This is a genomic window from uncultured Mobiluncus sp. (genome assembly GCF_963511525.1).
GTDB lineage: Bacteria > Actinomycetota > Actinomycetes > Actinomycetales > Actinomycetaceae > Mobiluncus.
The window spans coordinates 13,049-33,568 of sequence record NZ_CAUPIY010000002.1; the positions used below are offsets into that span (position 1 = coordinate 13,049).

Sequence of the window (20,520 nt, forward strand, 5' to 3'; positions counted from 1 at the left end):
AATGACCCAGGTAACTAAAGACATCATTTTTTACACTCACGCATTGAAAACACCTCGCATAGCCAAGACCTTCCAACACATGATAGACATGGCTAAAGACCAGGGCTGGTCCATGGAAGAATTCCTCGCGGCCGTACTCGAGACCGAGGTCTCAGCACGTCAAGCCGCAGGAATCTAGAACAAGCTACAACGAGCCCATTTCCCGTACCGCAAAACCATGGAAGAGTTCGATTTTGACTACCAGCCCCAAATCAGGAACGAGATACTCCCCAATGCTTCAGGAGCCTACATCGCTAAAGCGGAAAACATTATCCTCCTCGGCCCGCCCGGGACCGGGAAAACCCATCTCGCTGTAAGCCTGGGAATGAAAGCGATAGAACAAAACACTAACGTTTTGTTCAACACCGCTCAAGGCTGGATAGAAACCCTGCAAACCGCGCACAACCACGCACAGCTAGCCCAAGCATTAAAACGGTTGAAAAAATACCCCCTTCTCATCATTGACGAGTTCGGATACCTCCCAATCGATGCGGACGCCGCGAACCTGTTCTTCCAACTCATCTCAGACCGCTACGAACAAGGCTCGCTAATAATCACTTCCAACCTACCATTCAGCCAATGGGGAGAAATCCTAGGCTCCACAACCATAGCCACAGCAATAATCGACCGCGTAGTCCACCACGCCCAAGTCCTGCAAACCAGCGGAAAATCCTACCGACTACGCAACCACGACCAACCAAACCCAGTAAAATAAAACTGCTCAAAAGTCAACAGCCAAAAACGCACCATTTTCAACCGCCACCGACAATTTGGGACACATCCGGATCGGATGCATCTCAGATGCTGAGCCAGTTGACAAATAAGCCACTCATGTTTGGTAATAAAAAGCGCGTCCTGGTGGTCGTGTTGTCTCCCACGCCAGCGTACAAGTGGATGGGCGACGAGTCTGATGAGACCTTTGTTTCCCAACAATTCGGTGCAGTAAACATTATTTCCGGGTTGATTAAAAATAAAAAATTTCGACCTGATTTGGTAATTTGTTTCGCGAGCAAATTTGACTTGTATTCAAAAGAAAGCCCTAATCAATCTGACAGTAACCGTGAATATTATAAAAAACTATTCGCAAATCATCGAGAGAAACTCCAATCAGTCTGCCTTGCCAGCAACATTCCTTTCAAATTTATAATTGGTAGTTCAACAACCGGGTGGGGAATCCGGGAAGCAAACAGTTTCATTGCCAACAAACTTGTTTCGAGTCACAAATGAGCTTATTTAATCGAGATTTATCTTCAGCGCAGACCGGTATCTATGTTTACGGGTTTACGCGCAGCAATCAGTTCGGACCTGTAGTCTGGTCTGCAGACGAATACAGACCGGATCCACGCACATCGGAGATGGCGTCCCTTCTAGCGGAAAGCCCTGCCGCCCAGATTTTTGCCTGCGCCGACAAATGTGCCAGCAACAGTGGGGATACCCTGCTGTTACGCTTTCCTATTGACACGGTAGAAACCTGTAGCGGACGAGGCGGTCTAAGTATAGTAGCCGCTGCGGAAACGCCGTTAGGCGCGACCGACCAGTTGAAGTTATGGCTGATGGGGCGGGTCATTCAGAGTCTAATTGACACACCACTGCGAGGATTGGCGGACGTTGAACGAACCGCGCCTAGCACGATGACCGATATAGGTGATGAATTGCAGCACTACGGTACAGAAAGCCTTAACCAGCTCAAACCAGGCTACAAGGCCTTGGCAGCCTGGACGGATATGTTGGTTCAAGGCCAGAGCATGGCTCTACCAACACAAAACTGGACCTTAGAATCAGCTCTGATGATGGCTGCGTTACAGAGTCAGGCACAGTCACGGAAAGCGCAGGTAGCCTTGACTATGCCGGTATCGCAACTCCCTACAAGCAACTTGATTGCGTACGGATGCTGGTTAGACCAAATCATCTGTACTACGCCTGTATAGGGTTTGTAGGAAGGAAGTAAGTCAACCCTGACGGATAACCATGATGGGCGAGTTAGTTTTCACGCCCCGGCAGCTGAGGGACAATGACAAGCTAGCATAATCCTCAAGTAGACGAACCGCCCAATCATTTTCAACCCGACCGAATTTCTTTGGCGCGATCTCAATGCCCCTGTCAGCCCGATTGGGGCAAGACTTGGAACACTGCAATTGTGTTAGGCAGCAAAGGACAGCAGTTTGGCAACCCAATCAGCAAAGCGTGGACACTCCTTGAGCACCGCCTCAAAGGGGGTATGGTCGAATACGTCTGTTGAATCGGGGACTTTACGGTAGCGAACTTTGCTACGTTCCTTTAGTTGAATAATTCGTTTAGACGGGGAAGTTTGGGGCGAATCGTTGATTTCTTCTACCCCGCCGGACGAGTCTCTCCACCCAGCCATCTGGCGAATCTCTGCAGCGCTGAACACCGTTGAACTTCCGTGCAAAGCTGCGGCTATAACCAGCGTTTCAAATTCATGCTTCACTACGAAAGGTAAGAATTTTCCTGGTTGTTCCCGTTTCGTGTAGCACTCGAGCAGTTTTTCCTCAAGCTCCTCACACTTCGGAGCGGACAAACCGGCTTCCTTAATAAAATCCCGCGGAAAACCGTAGTAGTCGATCATCGTCGATACACCCTGCAATTGCGGCTCTGCAAGCAACGAACGAATCAACGAGTCATAACATGGCGTCGCCCTGGAATACCAGCCGCCACCACCAGAACATGCTTTCCCATTCGCACCGACCCCAGTTTTTACCACAATCGCTTTGGTATATAACTTCCCGCCGCTAGCCTGACAAAGATAAGGGTCTAAATAGTTCACAATGAACTGTTGCTCCGATGGTCCCTCCGCAACAATCGCAATCTCTACCATTGCTGCACCTCCACGCACCTTGAGATCACCCTATTGCCATTCACGAGTTCGTTACCTCGCGTTTTGGTGAAACGTTTAATACATTGTTTTCCCACATTTGCCCAACCGAATAATCATCCAGCCATTGGGTGTAAGCCTCTGGCTCGGGGCGATTCACGGTTGTAGCTCCGTTCTCGCGAGTCACCAGAGCCAGCTCTTGCAACGAGAACTGGTTTGCCAAAGTGACTGATTGCGTGGTGACAATGATTTTCCTCTCCGCGCTGGCAACCTCGTGAAGCATTTCAGCCAACTGATAGATAGCGAAAGGATGCAGACCAAGTTCAGGCTCATCCAAAACTATCGTCTCAGGCGGGTTGGTTTGCTGCAACAAGACGGTCAGACAAATAAACCGCAGCGTGCCGGAACTTAACCTCTCCCCAGAGAAAGTGCTATCCAGTCCTTTCTGTCTCCAGCGCAACACAGTACTGTGCGAGCCCTCATAAACCGGGTCGACCACGAAGTCCTCCAGAAAAGGTGCCACCACGCGTACCGAACGTACGATTCCCGCGTATCTCTCAGCGTCACTTTCTCTCATCCGCCACAACACCGCCGCGAGATTCCGCCCATCACTGTGAAGTCGGAAATTATCGGCGACATCGCAAGTCTGTAACACAGGCGAGCGGGACGAAGAGTCATCAAAATGGAAAACCCTGCAACCCGTGAGGATGTCTCGAATCCTTTCCTGTACCCCAGAACTCGAGTGGCGTTCATCTTCATGAGAAAGCACGGAACGACGAGCCAACGGTTTCCAGCCATTGTTGCCGTGGAAATCGTCATAGTAAGGGTCATTGTAATTTGCCGTGTCATGGAAGAAGAGACGTTCTCTCACAAGGGAAGTATCTCCAGTACCACGGCTGAACTGGACATCATATCCACTTTTGAGTGTTGTATTTATCCAGTAATCTACGTTGATTGCAAAACATCGCGGATTAAAGCCTGAACCTCGTTCCGGTTGGTCAAAATCGGCCACCGGGTTGCCCTGAAAGAAGTGTTCGCTAAACCCACCGCTACGCGTTATTGCTTCTTGAAACGTGTCGTCAACCAGTCGAGACAGTAGCTCTATGCCCCTGAGCAGGTTAGTTTTCCCTGCACCATTCGGGCCAATCAACAGTGTTACCGGCGTGACTAGTTCAAGTGTTGCGTCTCGAATAGAAAGCAGATTTCTGATTCTAAAGGAACGAATCGCCATACCAAACATTCTAGCTGCCTCGCTGAGGTAAGTACGCTCACCGGACCGAGGTAATACGCGTAAGCCCGTCATCGTTAACCAAATCGCCTGCGCGGATATCTCTCACCGCGTGAATTTGCTGTGAACTTGATGTCACTGTGTAAACGTTGCATCAAAGGTAAGACAAGACCGTTCTGTAGGGCTTGAAACGAGTCAACGTTTACAGTGCTGTGGCTCTGGGACATCCCAGAGCCACAGCACTGTAAGCAGCTGGCCCCGGGAGGTAACTACCGGGGCCAGACTTTTATGAAGTTATCATCGAAACCATTGAGGTTTCACTAGAATCAAAGGACTCACTGGGCGATGTTTACAGTAACGTCTGCATCCGCACCAGCGGAAACCGTCTTCGCTGCCCCGGTGCCGTCCTCGTCAACCTTGACCGTCACTTTAATAGTGCCAGTAACTGCACCATGGTGATTTTCGTCGGTAGCGGTAACCTTGCAAGCCTTTGCGACGTCATCCCAATCAACAGTGAATTTAACCTTGCCAGTACCAGGATTAGTAGCAGCAAGCTCGGTTTTATCGATAGCGCAGGTGTACACGGCAGGCGCAGCCTTAGCACCAGTCACAGGAACCGAAGCCGTACCATCAGCAGCATTGATTGGGCTGCCAGTTACTGCACCCAAGGTCGGCTTAGCAGAAGCAGTAGCAGCCGGAGTAGCCGGGGTGGTGTCCTTTACCTTGCATACGGACTTGGTGCCGATGAGGTCGGTAACGGTGGACAGAACCTCGTCGGACAGTACGCCAGTACCGCCTACACCGTAGACCGAGATCTTGTTACCGTTCCAGCACAACAGGTGGGTAGCCACGTTAGCGGTGAACTCAGGAATCTTGGTGTCGTTACGCACCAATAGAATCGGGCCGCCCTTCAATTGGCCTGCGGTCAGGGAGTCAGCTAGGCGAGTGCCGTTAGCCACGTAAGCAGCGGTCACATTGTTATGCTTGGCGAACCAGTTAGCAATGAGCTGAGCAGTCTCGAAACGATCCGCACCACCGAAACGCTGCACGGTCTTCGGAGCAATCTTGTCAAACTCCAAACGCCACTGAGCCTTCAGCGACGCACGCTGCTTTTCAGAAGTCTCCAACCACTTCTTGTCATTGTCCAAAGTGTACTTGGCCACTTCCGCAATCTGAGCAAACTGATTGGTCACACCCGAGGCAGCCGTCTTGTGCTTTTGGGAAGCTACCGCAATCGGAAAAGCGATAGTGCCCTGATGCTTCGAATCATTCCACACCTTGTCCAGCTCATCGGTAGCCTTCTTGACAGCATCCTTGTAAGTCTGGGTCGCCTCGATAGCCTCGTAGTTCACGCTCTTAGCATTCTTATTAGCATCTAGGTTATAGAACTTCGGGTCATCTGTAACGACACCGGTACCGTACAAGCTCTCCAGGTTAGTCTGGATTCCGGCGTAAGCCTGCGCAGGGGTTTTACCCGGGTTGGTCACAAACCAGTTAGAAATCTGCTGTTTCTCATTAGAAACTGCGTTAGCCCAAGAATCGTAGTTAGCCGAAGCAGCCTCAACCACATGCTTCAAACCGCCAAAATTGGCCTTATCAGACATGTCAGTTCCGGTCTTGTCCTTCATACCATCGATGAGGAAATCCAGCTCGTCAATCTTGTCACGCAAGTTAGGAATGCTGTAAGAGGTCTCCCACTTGTTACCCAAAGCCTTGATAACCCAAGCATCATTCACGGTAGCGTCCGCAACCGCGCCGGTACCACCCAGAGCAGAGAACTGAGTCGGCAAAGCCTTCTTAATGAACTCCGCCACAACCTCAGGAATCTTACCATCAGGCTGAACCAGCAAGATAGCGCCATCATCCAGAGTACCAGCCACCATCGAGTCAACCACGTGCTCGTTAGCGCCGTTAGCCAGGTAAGCATTCGTCAAATAGCTACCCTTGTCCCAAACCCGGCCAGCAAAAGACGTGTTGCCCTTCAAGGACTCAGAGTAAATGTAGTCCGCGATAGCCACGGAAGTCGCGTAACGATCCTTACCAGCCAAACGAGAAGTCTTCTTAACCTTCATCGCATCCTTGACCGCGTTCAAGGTGTTATCGCTAATGACGCCGTCGCCACCAATAGCCACAACCTCTTTAATGCCCGCGAACTTAGCATCAGTAAAGAACTTGCCGACAGCGGAAGCCACGTAAGAGTTGTTGTACACGAAAGCAATCGGGCCATCAGTCAACATACCAGCCGTAGCTGCGTCAACCATGTTCGCATCAGCTGCGGACACAATGTACAAACGCTCCGCAGCCTTACCAGCAAACTGAGCCTCAGCCACCTGCAGTGAAGTCTGAACACGATCCAAACCACCGAGACGCTCCAACTTCATGATAGAGCCGGGCAAAGACATGTCAGCAGCCACAGCAGCCGGAGCAGCCACGCCACCCATCGAAGCAATCAACGCCACCGAAGCAGCGCCAACCACAAACTTCTTCTTCAAATTCATCTTCAAAAAAACCCTTCTTCTGGGTAATAAAGGGTGGAATTTTTTAAACCACCCAGGTGATCCAGGACGGAAGCACCCGGGAAAAGTCTACACCACCCAAGTGTTCTGTCAATAATGCGAGAGGCCTTGAGTCGCGTTTTTACGCCACTTTCGAGCCTCACGCTTCCGGGAAACCCCGGAACCAAGGAATCCGCCAAGCCCTGCGGCTATCAGCCTAAAGGTAGGCAGAAACCTTGCTAACACCCTGTATATGTAAAGGCTTGGAGCAATCTTACACGAAACCTCGAAAATCGAGTGTGATTTAGGTCACACTTGTGGGTTTAGGAGGGCTAGCAGACACGAACACAGCAGTGCCGTATCGGGTCCGAGTACCGACCGCTTAGAAAATTCCATTCTCCAAAGCATCAATCAGCCACGGTATGGCCGAGGAAGGATTGGGGCCAATCCGACCCGGTGCCATTTCAGGCCAGAGAGCCCTCGCACGTTTACAGGCATCGCGATAGTTACTCATGGGAAAATTGCGAGAGAGCTCTTTGCCATTTCTGCCCGTCGTCAAATTTAACTTACTGACCTCGTCGTCTAGACGAGAGCCAGAAATTTCCCTCCGGCAGTCTGAAACGTGCAGTAATAACCACAGCTCAAACTGAGGATTAGTCACGACGACCCTAATCTGATTTTCTGCTGCCTCGCGCAACACTCCTTGAAGCTTGGCGTGTTGGTCCACATCCACCACCAAACAATAATGGTCGTATAGACCACTGTGCCTCTCCTTTTCAGCCAGACACTTTGAAAGCAGCTTCGAAGGCTCGCCTTCTCCAGGAATCACCTTCACATCTACAGCGGCCTTCTCGGAGCGCAGTTCCCTCGCCAGGAGTTGGAAATAAGTCTGTTCGACTTATGGGCGGAACCTTCCACGATTACCAAGATCTTTTGCCTGGTCCGACGCAGCTTAACGGACTTGTCTCGCCTTGACACGGTCACGCTCCGTCCGAATCATCCAAAACCAATCTGGAAATGAGAGATGGAGCCAAAATCGGCACTCCTCCGTACCTGCCCTCCAAATATTGCTTGGCAACGTTGGTCTTTGATTTGATGTCGGTAAAGTCGCCAAGCGAAAATAACTCGCTGGATCCATCATTGCCTTTCTCTGTTATCCAGATTTGGTGCCGATTCAAGTCCACCTCTGATTGGGGAAGCAACAGAGAAACGTCGTGGGAAGTAAAGATTAGCTGGGCGCCGTGAGGATTGGATTCGGGGTTCAGGAACAGCTCTACCACAAGCTTTGTCAAGCTGGGGTGGAGGTCTGCGTCAAGCTCATCGGCAAACAGAACACCGCCACTTTTGAGAGTGGTAACCACCGGAACTATTAACGAAAGCCACACGATTGTTCCCGCAGATTCATCGCCCAAACTAAAGACCACCGGGTTAGAATCATCAGCCGAACGATGCCGAAAACGTAGCGCACGCCGCATGGCTTTGCCCTGATTCTGCTGGTCAATAGCATCAGGCGGAGCTGATTCGCTTTCCTGGGAGGGATTTGCACTTCCAGAAGCCAGAACAACGAGCCGCTCCAAAAGTTGCGATATTTCAGGATTAATCTCTGCTTCCTCCTGATCCAGAAGCACATCCTCTATGCCCGTGTCGGCCGCGCGAGCTAAATCAGAAAAATCCTCCATAGACATCAGTCCCGCAGCAAGTTGCTCCATTAGAATACTGAGTCTGAGGTCGATTTCATGATTCGTGTCGTTCAAGACTCGCAGCCCATGCAGCAACGCATTCGCTAGAGTGGACTGCAGGGGACTGCCTAACTTTAGACCTCGGGACAACACTAACTCGCGTGGCGCAACGTCAAATTTAAAATTGTCTCCCATGCTCTCAGTCGGAATTTTCGCATTACCCCAAACAATTTTAGGTTTCGGATTGGCGGCTTCTCGTTCCCACAGCGTAGTCGGACGCTGCGAAGCATAGAATTGCATCAGCTCATGCTTGATGCCATTCCCGTCAACCGTGAACTCAAAGTGATAGCGAACTCCACTTCCCTGGGAGTCATCTGCATTGACTTTAGGCTCTAGCACGAAGTCAATTGCATAGCGGCTTTCATCTGTGACGCTTGTTTTTCCCAAGCGGAATGGGTCTCTGACCATATCAGAGCCATCAAGCCAGCTTCCCGAAGACTGCGTAATAGCCGCTAAAATATATGAAACAGCACGCAAAACCGAGGTTTTGCCCGAAGCATTTGCGCCATAGATTGCAGCCACCGGAAATACGCAATCGCCCCACCCCTGGCCAGCAACTGGCCGCTTCTTAGTAAAGGACGGACGGCTCAAATCCAGAACGAATCCATCGCGGAAATTGCGGTGATTGGAAACCTCAATTTTGATAATTTTCATATAACTACTATATCCCAAATGGCATTTTATGAAAATTTTTTTCAGAAATTGCGTTTTCAATTCGAGGAACGACCGGCATGTACAGCAGCTCTCAACCGACACAGGCGCCCAGTTCCCTGTCGCAGGGGATTCCTCACGTGTAAAGCTTTTTTACACGTCGAGAAAACGTGTAAAGAAATTCGGAAATTCTTTACACGTTTTCCCAAACGCGCTGGTAGACCCCAGACGCACGCGCACGCTACAGCGGCGCGGGCCGCAACGCCCTTGTGAAACGAAAACCTACCGCGGGCGAGCGGAATTCCAATCATTCGGCTCCCACGATGGACGCCGCGAACCCCCTAGCGCGGGCGGTACGGGTTATCCTCGGCGGGGCGCAGAATCACGACGCCGAGCGGGGGAATCCGCAAAGACACCGAGCAGGGCCGGTTGTTCCAGGGAATCTCCTCGGCCGTGACCTGGCCGAGGTTACCCACGCCGGAACCGCCGTAAACTTCGGCGTCCGTGTTTAGTATCTCGTCCCACTTGCCGGCAAACGGCAGGCCGACCCGGAACGGATCGTGGGGGTTGCCGCTAAAGTTCGCCACCACCGCCAACAGATGACCCGAATCAATCCCCGAGGGATCCGATTCTGCCACGGAGCGGCGCAGATAGGTGATCAAGTTGTGGTCGGCATCACTGGGCTCAATCCACTCGAACCCGCGATAGTCATCACACCACAGCGCGGGGTTGGACGCATACAGGTGGTTCAAATCGGTGACCAGCTGGCGAATCCCCTGATGCTCGGGAATGTCCAGGTGCCACCAATCCAGGGACGCCCCCGAATTCCATTCCGCGCCCTGGCCAAACTCAGAGCCCATGAAGATGAGCTGCTTGCCGGGATGCGTCCACTGGTAGGCGAACAGCAGGCGCAATCCGGCCAGCTGGCGCCAGTAATCGCCGGGCATCTTGGACAGCAACGAACCTTTGCCGTGCACGACCTCATCGTGGGACAGCGGCAGGACAAAGTTCTCTGAAAAGGCGTAGACCAGGCTAAACGTCAGCTCGTTGTGGTGCCACTTGCGGTTGACCGGGTCCTCCGCCAAGTAGCGCAGGGTGTCGTTCATCCAACCCATGTTCCACTTGAAACCAAAGCCCAGGCCGCCTTCGGAAGTCGGCTGGGTGACGCCGGGCCACGCGGTCGATTCCTCGGCAATCATGACCGTGCCGGGGCAAACCCGATAGCAGGTCGCGGTGACTTCTTGCAGCAGGGCGATGGCCTCGAGGTTTTCCCGCCCGCCGTACTGGTTCGGGTGCCACTGGCCCTCTTTGCGGGAATAATCCAAGTAAAGCATCGACGCCACCGCGTCCACCCGCAGGCCGTCGATGTGGAAGTCCTCCATCCAGTACAGGGCATTGGCTACCAGGAAGTTCTTCACTTCGCGCCGGCCGTAGTTGAACACCAGCGTCCCCCAGTCGGGGTGCTCGCCGCGCTGCGGATCGGGGTCCTCGTACAGAGCCGTGCCATCGAACCCGGCCAGCGCCCAGTCGTCCTTCGGGAAGTGCGCCGGAACCCAGTCCAAAATGACGCCAATCCCGTTTTGGTGCAACACATCCACCAGGTAGCGGAAGTCGTCAGGAGTGCCGTAGCGCGCGGTCGGAGCGAAGTATGACGTGCACTGATACCCCCAGGACGGACCAAACGGGTGTTCCGCCACCGGCATGAACTCCACGTGGGTGAAGCCCATTTCCTTTACGTAAGGCACCAGGTGTTCGGCCAGGTCACGGTAGCCGTAGCCTTCTTTCCACGAGCCGACATGGCATTCGTAGATGCTCATCGGCTGGGCGTGAATCGGGTGTTCCTCGACGTTCGCGGCGCGCTGTTCCATCCATTCGTCGTCGTTCCAGGTGTGGAATTTGTCGGTGACGACCGAGGCTGTGGCGGGCGGGATTTCAGTAGCGCGGGCCATCGGGTCGGCCTTTTGCCGCCAGTTTCCGTCCGGGCCTTTGATGTCGTATTTGTAGCGTGCGCCTATCTCGACACCGGGGATGAACAGCTCCCATACGCCCGACGCGCCGAGGCTGCGCATCGCGCACCCCGACCCGTCCCAAAAGTTGAAGTCCCCCACGACCTTCACCGCTTGTGCGTTCGGCGCCCACACCGCGAAAGCCACGCCCTTCACAACCCCAAGCGGACCCTCGTACTCCTTAATATGTGCACCCAAAACGTCCCACAAGCGCTCGTGACGGCCTTCTGAAATGAGGTAAGTGTCCATTTCGCCCAAGGTCGGCAGGAAGCGGTAGGGGTCGTCCCCCAAGACTTCCTGGTCGCCGTAGGTCACTTTCACGCGGTAGTCCTCGACTTCGGCGTGCGGGATGACGGCGACCCACACCCCGTCCTGTTCGTGTTCAGCAGGGAATTCGCCGTGCTCGGTGACGATGGTGACGCTTTGCGCCATGTGACGCACGGTGCGGATGGTGACGTCCTCACCGTCCGAGTGCGGTCCCAGCACCGAGTGCGGGGCGTAGTAATTCGCGTAGGCGACCTGGTTCAAAAGTTCCGGGGAAACGGTGATTTTAGCCATGGGGTAATTCTTTCATATTTTGCTAGGCGATGTTTGGGTTCAGTCGGGAATGGGGCTGAAGCTGAGAATATGGCCGGGCGCGGTATAAGGATTGAGCTGGACAAAATTATCCCGTCCCCAGGTATATTCATCACCGGTCAGCTCATCGCGCACCACAAAGAGGCGCTGCCCTGCACCGGGCTCGGCCAGCTCCGGGAACTCCTCCGGGCACAACCCTAGAGACGGCAAATCCAGGTGCACCCAGCCGGTTTGGGTGTTGTGCGGATCGAGGTTCACGATGACCAGCACCGTGTCCGCCCGGCCGGTCGGGGAATGCGCGGCGTCAATATGCTTGGAATAAGCGATGATGGCATCGTTTTCGACAGCGTGGAACTTGATGTTGCGCAGCTGCAGCAGCGCCGGGTGCGCGGATCGAGCCGCGTTCAAGGTGCGCAGCAGGGAGGCGATGCCGTACTTGTCGCGCGCCGCCCAGTCATAGACTTTCACCTCATATTTCGGGTTGTCGTTGACTTCCTCGACCCCGGGACGCTGGATGTGTTCGCAAAATTCGTAGCTACCCCCGAGGATTCCCCAGGTCGGAGCGGCCGTCGCCGCCAGCAGGGCGCGGGCTTTGAACGCCCCTACCCCGGCCGTCATGTAGTCGGTCAAAATGTCTGGGGTCATGGGGAACAGCGCCGGGCGCAACACGTGAGCCGTTTCATAAGCGAGTTCCTCAAAGTACTCGGTCAGCTCGGTCTTGGAGTTGCGCCACGTAAAGTACGTGTAAGACAAGTGGAACCCCGCTTTTGCCAGCCCGCGCATCATCGCCGGAGCGGTGAACGCCTCGGAGAGCATGACCACTTCAGGGTGGGTTTGGTGCAGGTCAGCCGCCAAGCGCTGCCAGAATCGCACCGGTTTCGTGTGCGGGTTATCCATGCGGAAAATCGTGACCCCGTGGTCAATCCAAAACTCGATCACCCGCCGGATTTCGGCATAGAGCCCGTCCGGGTCGTGGTCAAAGTTCAGGGGATAAATGTCTTGGTATTTCTTTGGGGGGTTCTCGGCGTAGGCAATCGAGCCGTCAGCCCGGGCGGAAAACCACTCGGGGTGTGCCTTTACCCACGGGTGGTCCGGGGAACACTGCAGGGCAAAGTCCAAGGCAATCTCAAGGTGGTTGCGTTTTGCCGCCGCCGCGAACTCGTCAAACGCCTCAATCCCGCCCAAAGCCGGGTCGACCGCGTCATGCCCGCCGTCCTCGTTACCAATCGCCCAAGGCGAGCCCGGATCGTTTGGCCCGGCCACAATCGCGTTGTTGCGCCCTTTGCGGAAAGCATGCCCAATCGGGTGGACGGGAGTGAGGTAGATGACATCGAAACCGTCAGCGGCGACCTCGGGCAAAATCTCCGCGGCCGTGCGCAAAGTCCCCGGCACAATCTGGCCGTCCGACCCGTAATAGGACCCGATGGAACGCGGGAAGATTTCGTACCACGCTCCTGCCACCGAACGCGCCCGGTCCACCCGCAGCGGGCACAGCCGGGTACGCGTGACCAAATCCCGCAGCGGATTTTCCGCCAAAATGTTCGCGACCAGCTCATTCGTGGCGGCCGACAAACGCACCTGGGGACGGCGCTTTTTCTCGCGTAAGCCCGCAATCGCGCCCTGCAACACGGCCGCGTCAGCCGCGGGCAGCGGAACGGCGGGAGTGGCCGTGTCCCGAGCCGAACCGTAGGCCAGTTTCGCATCGCCCGCAATCGCACGTTCCAGCAGGCGGGCGCCCTCTTCGAGGGTCAGCTCCACGTCGATGCCCGCCGGGATTTTCACGTTGGCGTCATGCACCCACGTCCCATAAGGGTCAATCCACGACTCGACCGCAAAGGCGTAACGTCCCAGGGTGTTGGGCTGGAGCCAGGCTTCAAACTGGTTTTCACCAGTGCCGATTTCATACATCCGGGCGCGGTCCACGACTTCCCAAGCCGTGGGGTCGCTCGGGTCAGGAGCGCCCTCGGGGCTGCCCGCCGGAGCGTAGAGGTCATAGCCCTTTTCGCCACGGCGTTTCGGGTCGGCGGGGCGCAGCAGCACCGCGTCAGCGCCAAAAAGGGAATGCCCGTCGACAAACACGGTGGCGTGGACTGGGAATAGCTCGCCGACCGCGGCTTTTGCCGGAAACAGGCCGTCCTCTACGGTGGGGCGCAGCTCGGTGACGCTGATGCGGTTCAGTTCCACGTCAGCAGGCAGGTGGTAGAGGTTCGGGAGGGTTGGCGGGGTTGGGGGTGTGGCCGCGGATTTTGCGGCAGCGGATTTCGCGACAGTTGGGGTTGCCGGGGTTTCTGCGGCTGGGGTTGCCGGAGTTTCCGGGGTTTTCGCTGCCGCCGTGGGAGCCGGTTTCTTCGTTGATTTCGCGGCGCTTACCGAGGACTTTGCCGTCGATTTTGTGCCAGAAGTCCGGGTCTTGCGGGCGGCGGTCGGCTTACTCGGCTTGTCAGCCGGGGGCTTCGCCGCCGGCTTCGTAGCCGGACGAGTGTTAGCAGTGGAATGACGCCCGGGTTTCTTGGCGTCGGAATTGCCCGTAGAGTTCGTCGTTTCGCTCACGTCTAAATCTTAAAGCATAACTACAGAATTTATAATCCGTGAGTGCGGGGCATTTACAGCCTTAGTAAAGCCGGGCGCAGAGGTTCAATCAGCGCACCGGCCTCCAGAGGAACCGAGACACCAGGAAAACCCGGCACCGCGCTTGTGAATACGGCGAAACCCCGACCCACCGGACTTGTGAGCTAACCAAAAACCCGGCGCAGAAAATCGGAACATCTAACCTGTGAACCCAACCGAAACCTGACGCAACGCGCTTGTGAACCCGGGGAAACCCGACCCACCGGCCTCGTAAGCGAATCAAAAACCCGGCGCAACGCCCTTGTGACCCTAAACAGCGACCCCCAGGAAGTGGCCGACCCCGCCGGTGATTATCATCGCCAGGGCGCCCCCGACCATGACCCGGATGACCGCGCGGAGCCGCGGGGCCTCGCCGCGCCACGCCGAAAGCCAGCCGACCAGCGCTAACGCGACCATCACCATGACGAATGTGGCTTGGATTTTCCACGGGCCGCTGAACAGCAGAATCGCCAGCAGCGGCACCAGCGCGCCGACCGTGAAGGAAACTGCCGAGGAAACCGCCGCCGCCCAGGGCGAAGTGAATTCCTCGGAACTCAGGCCGTAATGGGCCTGGACGTGGGCCTCGACCGGATCGTGGGCGGAGTATTCCTGGGCGACCACGGTCGCGGTCTCGCGGGTCAGGCCCTTTTCGATGTAGTTTTCCACCAGGCCCTGAAATTCTTTTTCCGGGTCCTCGGCAATCAGGCGACGCTCCTTTGCCACCACCGCTTTTTCCGTGTCGCGCTGGGTGGACACCGAGACATATTCGCCCGCCGCCATCGACAGCGCCCCCGCGACCACAGCCGCGATGCCGGCGGTCGCGATGGCCGTCGTGTTTTCCGAGTTCGCCGCCGCCACGCCCACGACCACGCCCGCGGTTGAAACAATGCCGTCATTGGCACCTAACACGGCAGCTCGAAGCCAGTTTAGGCGCGAGGAAGTCACCGCCGACTTGTCGTGTTTTTCGTCGGGTTCGTTCGGGTTTTCGCTCAGGTTTTCGTCCGGGTTTTTGTCCGGGTTTTGACCCAACTGTTCGCTCAACTGTTCGCTCAAGGTGTGTCGCCTCCGTTGTCCCGCTCGGTGCTGTGTTTACTGTCTCAAGCTACGAGGTTTTCGGCGATATTTCAACGAATCTAAGGCTTGCCTTGGTTAGGCGCGGCTACGGCGGGGCGGGTTGCGGGAACCGCGCGCGGAGCAGGCGAGGCAGGCGGAGCGGGCGAGGCTGGCTACACCGCTCAGGCGCGGCAGCGAACCCAACCAAAGCACCTCACTTGTGACAAATATCGCGGCACCGGAACGCAGACGCGCAAACCCTAGACGTCGCAGTCAGAATCGGGGGCAGTTTTTACGCGCTGGGCGATTATCTTCAATCGGATTTGATACAGTCCAGGCTTAACGGGTTAAATATCAAGCAGGCGGCCAGCGTTGGCGCCGCGCCCGGATTTAGGAAAGATGAGGCATAACCATGAAAGCTCCCGAAGAACTGCACGATATTCCCGCTGGTCAAGGCGGCAAAGTTGGTGCGGGCGGGGCGGCAGCCTCGCAAACGATTCCCGGGCCGGTGGTGCGAGATGTCACTGATGACACGTTTGCCCAGCTCCTGGAGCTTTCCCGGACTGTTCCGTTTATTTTGGACATGTGGGCGCCCTGGTGCGGGCCGTGTCGCCAGCTCGGTCCCAACTTGGAAAAGGCTGTTAAGAAGGCCGGCGGGCGCGTGGCCTTGGCAAAGGTCAACATAGACGAAAACCCGGCCATCGGCCAAGCGTTTCAAGTGCAAAGCATTCCCGCCGTATTCCTGCTGATGAATGGGCAACGCGCGCCCTTGTTCAACGGCGCTCTGCCCGCTTCGACAGTGCAGGAGGTCGTCAGCAAGGTTATCGAGTTGGCTGAAAAGGAAGGCGTGACGGGTCGCGTGCAGACTGATGGAGCTGGCGAGGCCGGAGCTGCTGACGGGGCTGGGGCTGCCGGTGCGACTGCCCCGGACGCGCCGCCCGCGGTGGCCGAGGAGATTGAAACCGCGCTGAAACTTCAGGCCAAGGGCGAATATGACCAGGCCATCGAGACTTTGGAGAACTACCTCAAAGCCAACCCCGGCGAATCCAGCAAAGTGGAGCCGCTGTTGGCGAAAATTCGGTTGCAGGCCCGCTCGGCAGAGGCTGAGCCCACTGGTGAGCCGGCTGGACAGGGCGCGAGCGGCGAGATAGCGGCGCAGCTCGAGGCCGCCGATGCCCAGATGAACGCGGGAGATGCCGCCGGGGCGATGTCTCGACTGCTGGGGGTCGTGGCGGAAGCCAGTGGCGAGGACCGCGACGCGGCCCGGGCGCGTTTGGTGGAGTATTTCGCGATTCTGGGCGATGACCCGCTGGTTCCGGCGATGCGCTCGAAGCTGGCTACTTTGCTTTACTAGCCTTTTTCGCCGCGATTTTTCGCGGTGGTTGTCGGAATAAAGGGTGAGATTCAGCCGACAGGTGCCAATAATGGCAACAATCGGGCATATCTCACCTTTTATTTACAACCCAGTCCGTGGCACACCGACTCCGTGGTGTCGCTCCGAAGCTGGCTACTTTTCTTTACTGGCCTTTTTCGCCGCGGTTTTTCGCGGGGTTCGGCTCGCAGGTTTCTTGGCGCGAGCCGGCTTTCCAGCTGATTGGCCCGCCGCAGAGATAGCATTCGTGACTTCTGCAGACATAGTGCGCAGGCCACGAGAAAGCGCGCCCGCATCATCGAAACCGGCCGCCAAGGTGAGCGTGCCCTCTACCCCGGACAGGGTGCGTTCGGATAGGGAAGCTGCCAAACCGCGGTCTACTCCCAGGCCGAGCAGGGCTTTCGTCAGCGCCGCGCGCCACGTGTTGAAGTGCTCCTGCACCTCGGGGGCAAAGTCGCGGGCCGCAGCGTCATGAACCAGTTTGCCCCAGATGCTCTGTTTCTCGCCGTGGTCAAAGAACGTCAGGATTCCGGCGAACATCCCGGCGATGTCCGCCGATTCCAGCGGTGCGACCACGGCGGCTTGAAAGTCGTGTTCCACAGCTGCCAGAACCTCGCGCATCATCTGAGCTTTACCATCGGGAAAGAGGTGATACAGCGAGCCGCGCCCCAGTCCGGTCGTCGCCGAAATCTCGGCCATGCCAGCGCCGGTGTAGCCCCGCGCTTGAAAAAGCGCCGCCAGTTTCCCTACTATCTCCACGCGATTTGGTTTCCCCACCGCCGGTCCTTTCCGCGAGTCAATCCATCTAACTGACAGTATTACGAATTTTTGACCGTTCGTTCCATTGCCGCGCCGGCTTGCCTAGTTTTCCTCAAAAATCCCTCGGTATCGAAGTGTGCGTGGATTATAAGGGGAAAATAGCCGGGTAGCTGCCAATAATGGCAGCTACCCGGCTATTCTCCACCTTTAGGCACAACCCGGCGAGTAGCCTCGGGTTCTCGCGCCCGAAATCCGGTGTCTATGCTCCAGATTTCTGTCCTGTTTGGGAGTGAAACCCTCGTGGTCGTTCATGCAAGACGGGTCGGTTTTACGCGAGGGCGGTGGTGGAGGGCCTCGAAGGAGCATATGGGTACTTGCAATCTCTGCGAGATTGCGTACCCTGGCTCGTTCGCCCGTACACGCGAGCAAGCTCGCGGCCGGGCAAAAAGCGGGAAAACCCGGCGAATTTAGCTTCCGAAGAAGTAGTGAGTCTCCGGGTTATCGGCGGCACGCTCGGCGTTGGTGACCAAGCCCAGCTCGGTGTAGCCAGCCATCAGCGGATGGCTCGGCACCACGCGAACCTGGTAACCCAGCGGGCCGGCGTTGTTCAGCCGCGTCTCTATACGGTAGGACACCACGCCGTTTTCAGAGCGTTCCGCCTGCATCGCCAGGACCTCGAAACCGGACAGGTCGTCGCTGGAAGTGACGCGACCCAGCAACAACTGCACTTCGACGTCTTCGGGACGCAGGTTCCCCAGCTGGACATCAGCAAAGAACGAGGCGCTGTCCCCCACGATTGCTACGTCACCGACTTTGGAGCCGACGTGTTTCACCGCGACCTGGTTCCAGCTCGAACGCACCCGCGCCTTGTAAGCCACCAGGTCACGAGCCGCTTGGTGACCCGCACTGTTCAGCACCCGGCTGGATGCGGCAATCGGGGTATAGAGGTTTTCGACGTACTCGCTGACCATGCGCTGCGCCTGCACGCGCGGCCCCAGCGTCGCCAGCGTGTGGCGTACCATTTCCATCCAGTTGCGCGGAATCCCGTTCTCGTCTCGATCGTAGAAGCGCGGAGCGACCGTGTTCTCGATGAGGTTATACAGCCCCTCGGCCTCGATAGCATCGCGGCGCTCCGGATCGTCAACCCCGTCAGCAGTGGGAATGGCCCAACCGTTACGGCCGTCATACATTTCGTCCCACCAGCCGTCCAAGATGGACAGGTTCAAAGCACCGTTGATAGCGCACTTCATACCGGAAGTCCCGGAGGCCTCCAGCGGGCGCAGCGGGTTGTTCAGCCACACGTCCACGCCGGGCATCAGGGTTTGAGCCATGTCCATGTCATAGTTGGGCAAGAAAGCGATACGGTCGCGCACATCGTACTGGTCCGCGAAAGCCACCAGGCGCTGAATCAGGCTGACGCCCTGTTCGTCGTCCGGGTGGGATTTACCAGCCACGATGATCTGAACCGGGCGTTCCTTATTCGTCAAGATGGCCGCCAGGCGCTCCGGGTTGTTAATCATCAGCGTCAGACGCTTGTAAGTCGGCACGCGGCGGGCAAAACCAATGGTCAAGACGTCAGGATCGAGGATTCGGTTCGTCCAGTCCAGCTCGGCCGGGGACGCCCCGCGCTCCAGCCAGGATTCACGCACCCGCCGACGGGCATCGAGCACCAGCTGTTCGCGCAGCTCACGACGCAGTTCCCAAAGTTCCTCGTCGCTGACGCCGCCTTCCTCGGACGGGCGCACCCACCGGTAGGTGTTGACGTGTTCGCCGGGATCTTGGTGTCCACGAGCCAGCTGCGCCAAACGGCCATCAGTCCAGGTCGGACCGTGTACCCCGTTGGTGATAGAGGTGATGGGCACCTCGGAGACGTCAAATCCGGGCCACAGTTTGTGGAACATGCCGCGCGAGACTTTGCCGTGCAGCCGAGCCACGCCGTTGGCCATGCGCGCCATGCGCAGACCCAAAACCGCCATGTTGAATACGTTGGGGTCCCCGCCCTCGTACGTTTCCGCGCCCAGTGCTAGCAGCTGCTCGGTGGTCACGCCGGGAATCTCGATCGGCGCCAGGTAACGCTGCACCAGGGACCGGTCAAAACGGTCGATGCCGGCGGGAACCGGCGTGTGAGTGGTGAACAGTGTGCCGGAACGCACCGCTTCGATAGCCGTGCCGAAGTCGAGGTGTTCCTCACCGGTCATCAGCTCGCGGATACGTTCCACGGCCATGAATCCGGCGTGGCCTTCGTTGCAGTGATAGACCTCGGGAGTCGGCGCGCCGGTCAACCGACTGTAGGTGCGCAGGGCTTTTACCCCGCCCACGCCGAGCAACAGTTCTTGTTCCATGCGGTGGTCTTTCGACCCACCATAGAGACGGTCGGTCACCAGACGGGCCGCTTCGTCGTTCTTGGCCACGTCAGAGTCCATCATCAGCAGGGAGATGCGCCCCACTTTCGCGACCCACACTTGGGCATACAGAGTGCGGTGGTCGGGCAGCGGCACTTCGATCATCGCGGGGGTGCCATCGTTTTCGCGCAGCAGGGTCAGCGGCATATTATCCGGGTCGATGACCGGATAGGATTCGCGCTGCCAGCCTTCGCGAGTCAGGGACTGACGGAAGTAACCGGCCTGATAGAGCAGGCCCACACCGATAATCGGCACCCCCAAATCGGAGGCGGACTTCAAGTGGTCACCAGCCAGAATCCCCAAACCGCCGGAATATTGCGGCAAAACGGCGGTCACGCCGAATTCCGCCGAGAAATACCCAATCGCGCTGGGCTTGTCAGCATTGTTGAACTGGGACTGGTACCACTGGGGCTTTTCCAGGTAATCTCCCAAGTCGCGTTCCAAAGCCTGGGCCTGGTTCACGATGTCCGGGTTTGCCGAGAGTTCGTCCAGTTTTTGCACCGAAATCGAGCCGAGGAAAGCCGCCGGATCGTGGCCGACTTCCTCCCAGACTTTCGGATCTAAGGACGCGAAGAAATCGCGGGAAGGCCGGTGCCAGGACCAGCGCAGATTTTGAGCCAAGTTTCCGATTGGCTTCAAGTTTTCAGGAAGGACGGAGCGTACAGTAAATCTTCGTATTGCTTTCACAGTCCCATCCTACGTGGTGGTTGAGGATTTTAGGTAAATTTTTACTAAAACATAGTTTTGGCGGCCCCGAAGG

At 56.6% G+C, this 20,520-nt stretch carries 13 protein-coding genes and 2 pseudogenes; 5 read left to right on the plus strand and 10 right to left on the minus strand.

Going from position 1 to position 20,520, the window contains the following annotated elements:
• Window position 1 precedes the first annotated feature (1 nt).
• The 4 genes and pseudogenes from RQ935_RS01995 (at window position 2) to RQ935_RS02010 (ending at window position 1,967) form a co-directional block, all read left to right on the plus strand.
• Window positions 2–178, plus strand: a complete 177-nt coding sequence (locus RQ935_RS01995) for a hypothetical protein (RefSeq protein WP_311496983.1) — start codon at window positions 2–4, stop codon at window positions 176–178.
• Window positions 179–193: 15 nt separating this feature from the next.
• Window positions 194–754: pseudogene (gene istB / locus RQ935_RS02000) on the plus strand (IS21-like element helper ATPase IstB); the annotation flags it as partial.
• A gap of 86 nt (window positions 755–840) precedes the next feature.
• Window positions 841–1,266 (plus strand): hypothetical protein, encoded by a 426-nt coding sequence (locus RQ935_RS02005; RefSeq protein WP_311496984.1) that lies wholly within the window; start codon window positions 841–843, stop codon window positions 1,264–1,266.
• Between the two features lie 128 nt (window positions 1,267–1,394).
• A complete protein-coding gene (locus tag RQ935_RS02010) occupies window positions 1,395–1,967 on the plus strand; it encodes a hypothetical protein (RefSeq protein ID WP_311496985.1) in 573 nt (190 codons plus the stop codon).
• Between the two features lie 212 nt (window positions 1,968–2,179).
• Here RQ935_RS02010 and RQ935_RS02015 read toward each other — a convergent pair whose 3' ends face one another.
• The 8 genes and pseudogenes from RQ935_RS02015 to RQ935_RS02050 all read right to left on the minus strand — a co-directional run bounded on the left by RQ935_RS02015 (window position 2,180) and on the right by RQ935_RS02050 (window position 15,227).
• Window positions 2,180–2,875, minus strand: a complete 696-nt coding sequence (locus tag RQ935_RS02015; protein ID WP_311496986.1) for a DUF4276 family protein — start codon at window positions 2,873–2,875, stop codon at window positions 2,180–2,182.
• Between the two features lie 40 nt (window positions 2,876–2,915).
• Window positions 2,916–4,103 (minus strand): AAA family ATPase, encoded by a 1,188-nt coding sequence (locus RQ935_RS02020; RefSeq protein WP_311496987.1) that lies wholly within the window; start codon window positions 4,101–4,103, stop codon window positions 2,916–2,918.
• 332 nt (window positions 4,104–4,435) lie between these two features.
• On the minus strand, window positions 4,436–6,598 hold the full coding sequence (locus tag RQ935_RS02025) for a cell wall-binding repeat-containing protein (RefSeq protein ID WP_311496988.1): 2,163 nt from the start codon (window positions 6,596–6,598) through the stop codon (window positions 4,436–4,438).
• Between the two features lie 379 nt (window positions 6,599–6,977).
• Window positions 6,978–7,478, minus strand: a pseudogene (locus RQ935_RS02030) (RloB family protein); the annotation flags it as partial.
• Window positions 7,479–7,575: 97 nt separating this feature from the next.
• Window positions 7,576–8,988, minus strand: coding sequence for an ATP-binding protein (locus RQ935_RS02035; protein ID WP_311496989.1), 1,413 nt, complete (start codon window positions 8,986–8,988; stop codon window positions 7,576–7,578).
• A gap of 338 nt (window positions 8,989–9,326) precedes the next feature.
• Window positions 9,327–11,549 (minus strand): 1,4-alpha-glucan branching protein GlgB, encoded by a 2,223-nt coding sequence (gene glgB, locus RQ935_RS02040; RefSeq protein ID WP_311496990.1) that lies wholly within the window; start codon window positions 11,547–11,549, stop codon window positions 9,327–9,329.
• Window positions 11,550–11,588: 39 nt separating this feature from the next.
• A complete protein-coding gene (locus RQ935_RS02045; RefSeq protein WP_311496991.1) occupies window positions 11,589–14,117 on the minus strand; it encodes a maltotransferase domain-containing protein in 2,529 nt (842 codons plus the stop codon).
• A 327-nt stretch (window positions 14,118–14,444) separates the two neighbouring features.
• Window positions 14,445–15,227: a VIT family protein gene (locus RQ935_RS02050; RefSeq protein WP_311496992.1), complete on the minus strand. Its 783-nt coding sequence runs from the start codon at window positions 15,225–15,227 to the stop codon at window positions 14,445–14,447.
• Window positions 15,228–15,639: 412 nt separating this feature from the next.
• Between RQ935_RS02050 and RQ935_RS02055 the strand changes: the two genes are divergently transcribed.
• The gene (locus RQ935_RS02055) at window positions 15,640–16,581 is read left to right on the plus strand and encodes a tetratricopeptide repeat protein (RefSeq protein WP_311496993.1); all 942 of its coding nucleotides are present in this window, start codon (window positions 15,640–15,642) and stop codon (window positions 16,579–16,581) included.
• A gap of 153 nt (window positions 16,582–16,734) precedes the next feature.
• Here RQ935_RS02055 and RQ935_RS02060 read toward each other — a convergent pair whose 3' ends face one another.
• Both RQ935_RS02060 and glgP read right to left on the minus strand, forming a co-directional pair.
• The gene (locus tag RQ935_RS02060) at window positions 16,735–17,376 is read right to left on the minus strand and encodes a TetR/AcrR family transcriptional regulator (RefSeq protein WP_311496994.1); all 642 of its coding nucleotides are present in this window, start codon (window positions 17,374–17,376) and stop codon (window positions 16,735–16,737) included.
• A gap of 449 nt (window positions 17,377–17,825) precedes the next feature.
• Window positions 17,826–20,447: an alpha-glucan family phosphorylase gene (glgP, locus tag RQ935_RS02065; protein ID WP_311496995.1), complete on the minus strand. Its 2,622-nt coding sequence runs from the start codon at window positions 20,445–20,447 to the stop codon at window positions 17,826–17,828.
• Window positions 20,448–20,520 lie beyond the last annotated feature (73 nt).

Coding starts and splice junctions, on each gene's coding strand:
- glgB (WP_311496990.1), bottom strand. CDS start 11,549: ATGGCTAAAATCACCGTTTCCCCGGAACTTTTGAACCAGGTCGCCTAC.
- RQ935_RS02055 (WP_311496993.1), top strand. CDS start 15,640: ATGAAAGCTCCCGAAGAACTGCACGATATTCCCGCTGGTCAAGGCGGC.
- RQ935_RS02035 (WP_311496989.1), bottom strand. CDS start 8,988: ATGAAAATTATCAAAATTGAGGTTTCCAATCACCGCAATTTCCGCGAT.
- RQ935_RS01995 (WP_311496983.1), top strand. CDS start 2: ATGACCCAGGTAACTAAAGACATCATTTTTTACACTCACGCATTGAAA.
- RQ935_RS02020 (WP_311496987.1), bottom strand. CDS start 4,103: ATGGCGATTCGTTCCTTTAGAATCAGAAATCTGCTTTCTATTCGAGAC.
- RQ935_RS02025 (WP_311496988.1), bottom strand. CDS start 6,598: ATGAATTTGAAGAAGAAGTTTGTGGTTGGCGCTGCTTCGGTGGCGTTG.
- RQ935_RS02005 (WP_311496984.1), top strand. CDS start 841: ATGCTGAGCCAGTTGACAAATAAGCCACTCATGTTTGGTAATAAAAAG.
- RQ935_RS02015 (WP_311496986.1), bottom strand. CDS start 2,875: ATGGTAGAGATTGCGATTGTTGCGGAGGGACCATCGGAGCAACAGTTC.
- RQ935_RS02010 (WP_311496985.1), top strand. CDS start 1,395: ATGGCGTCCCTTCTAGCGGAAAGCCCTGCCGCCCAGATTTTTGCCTGC.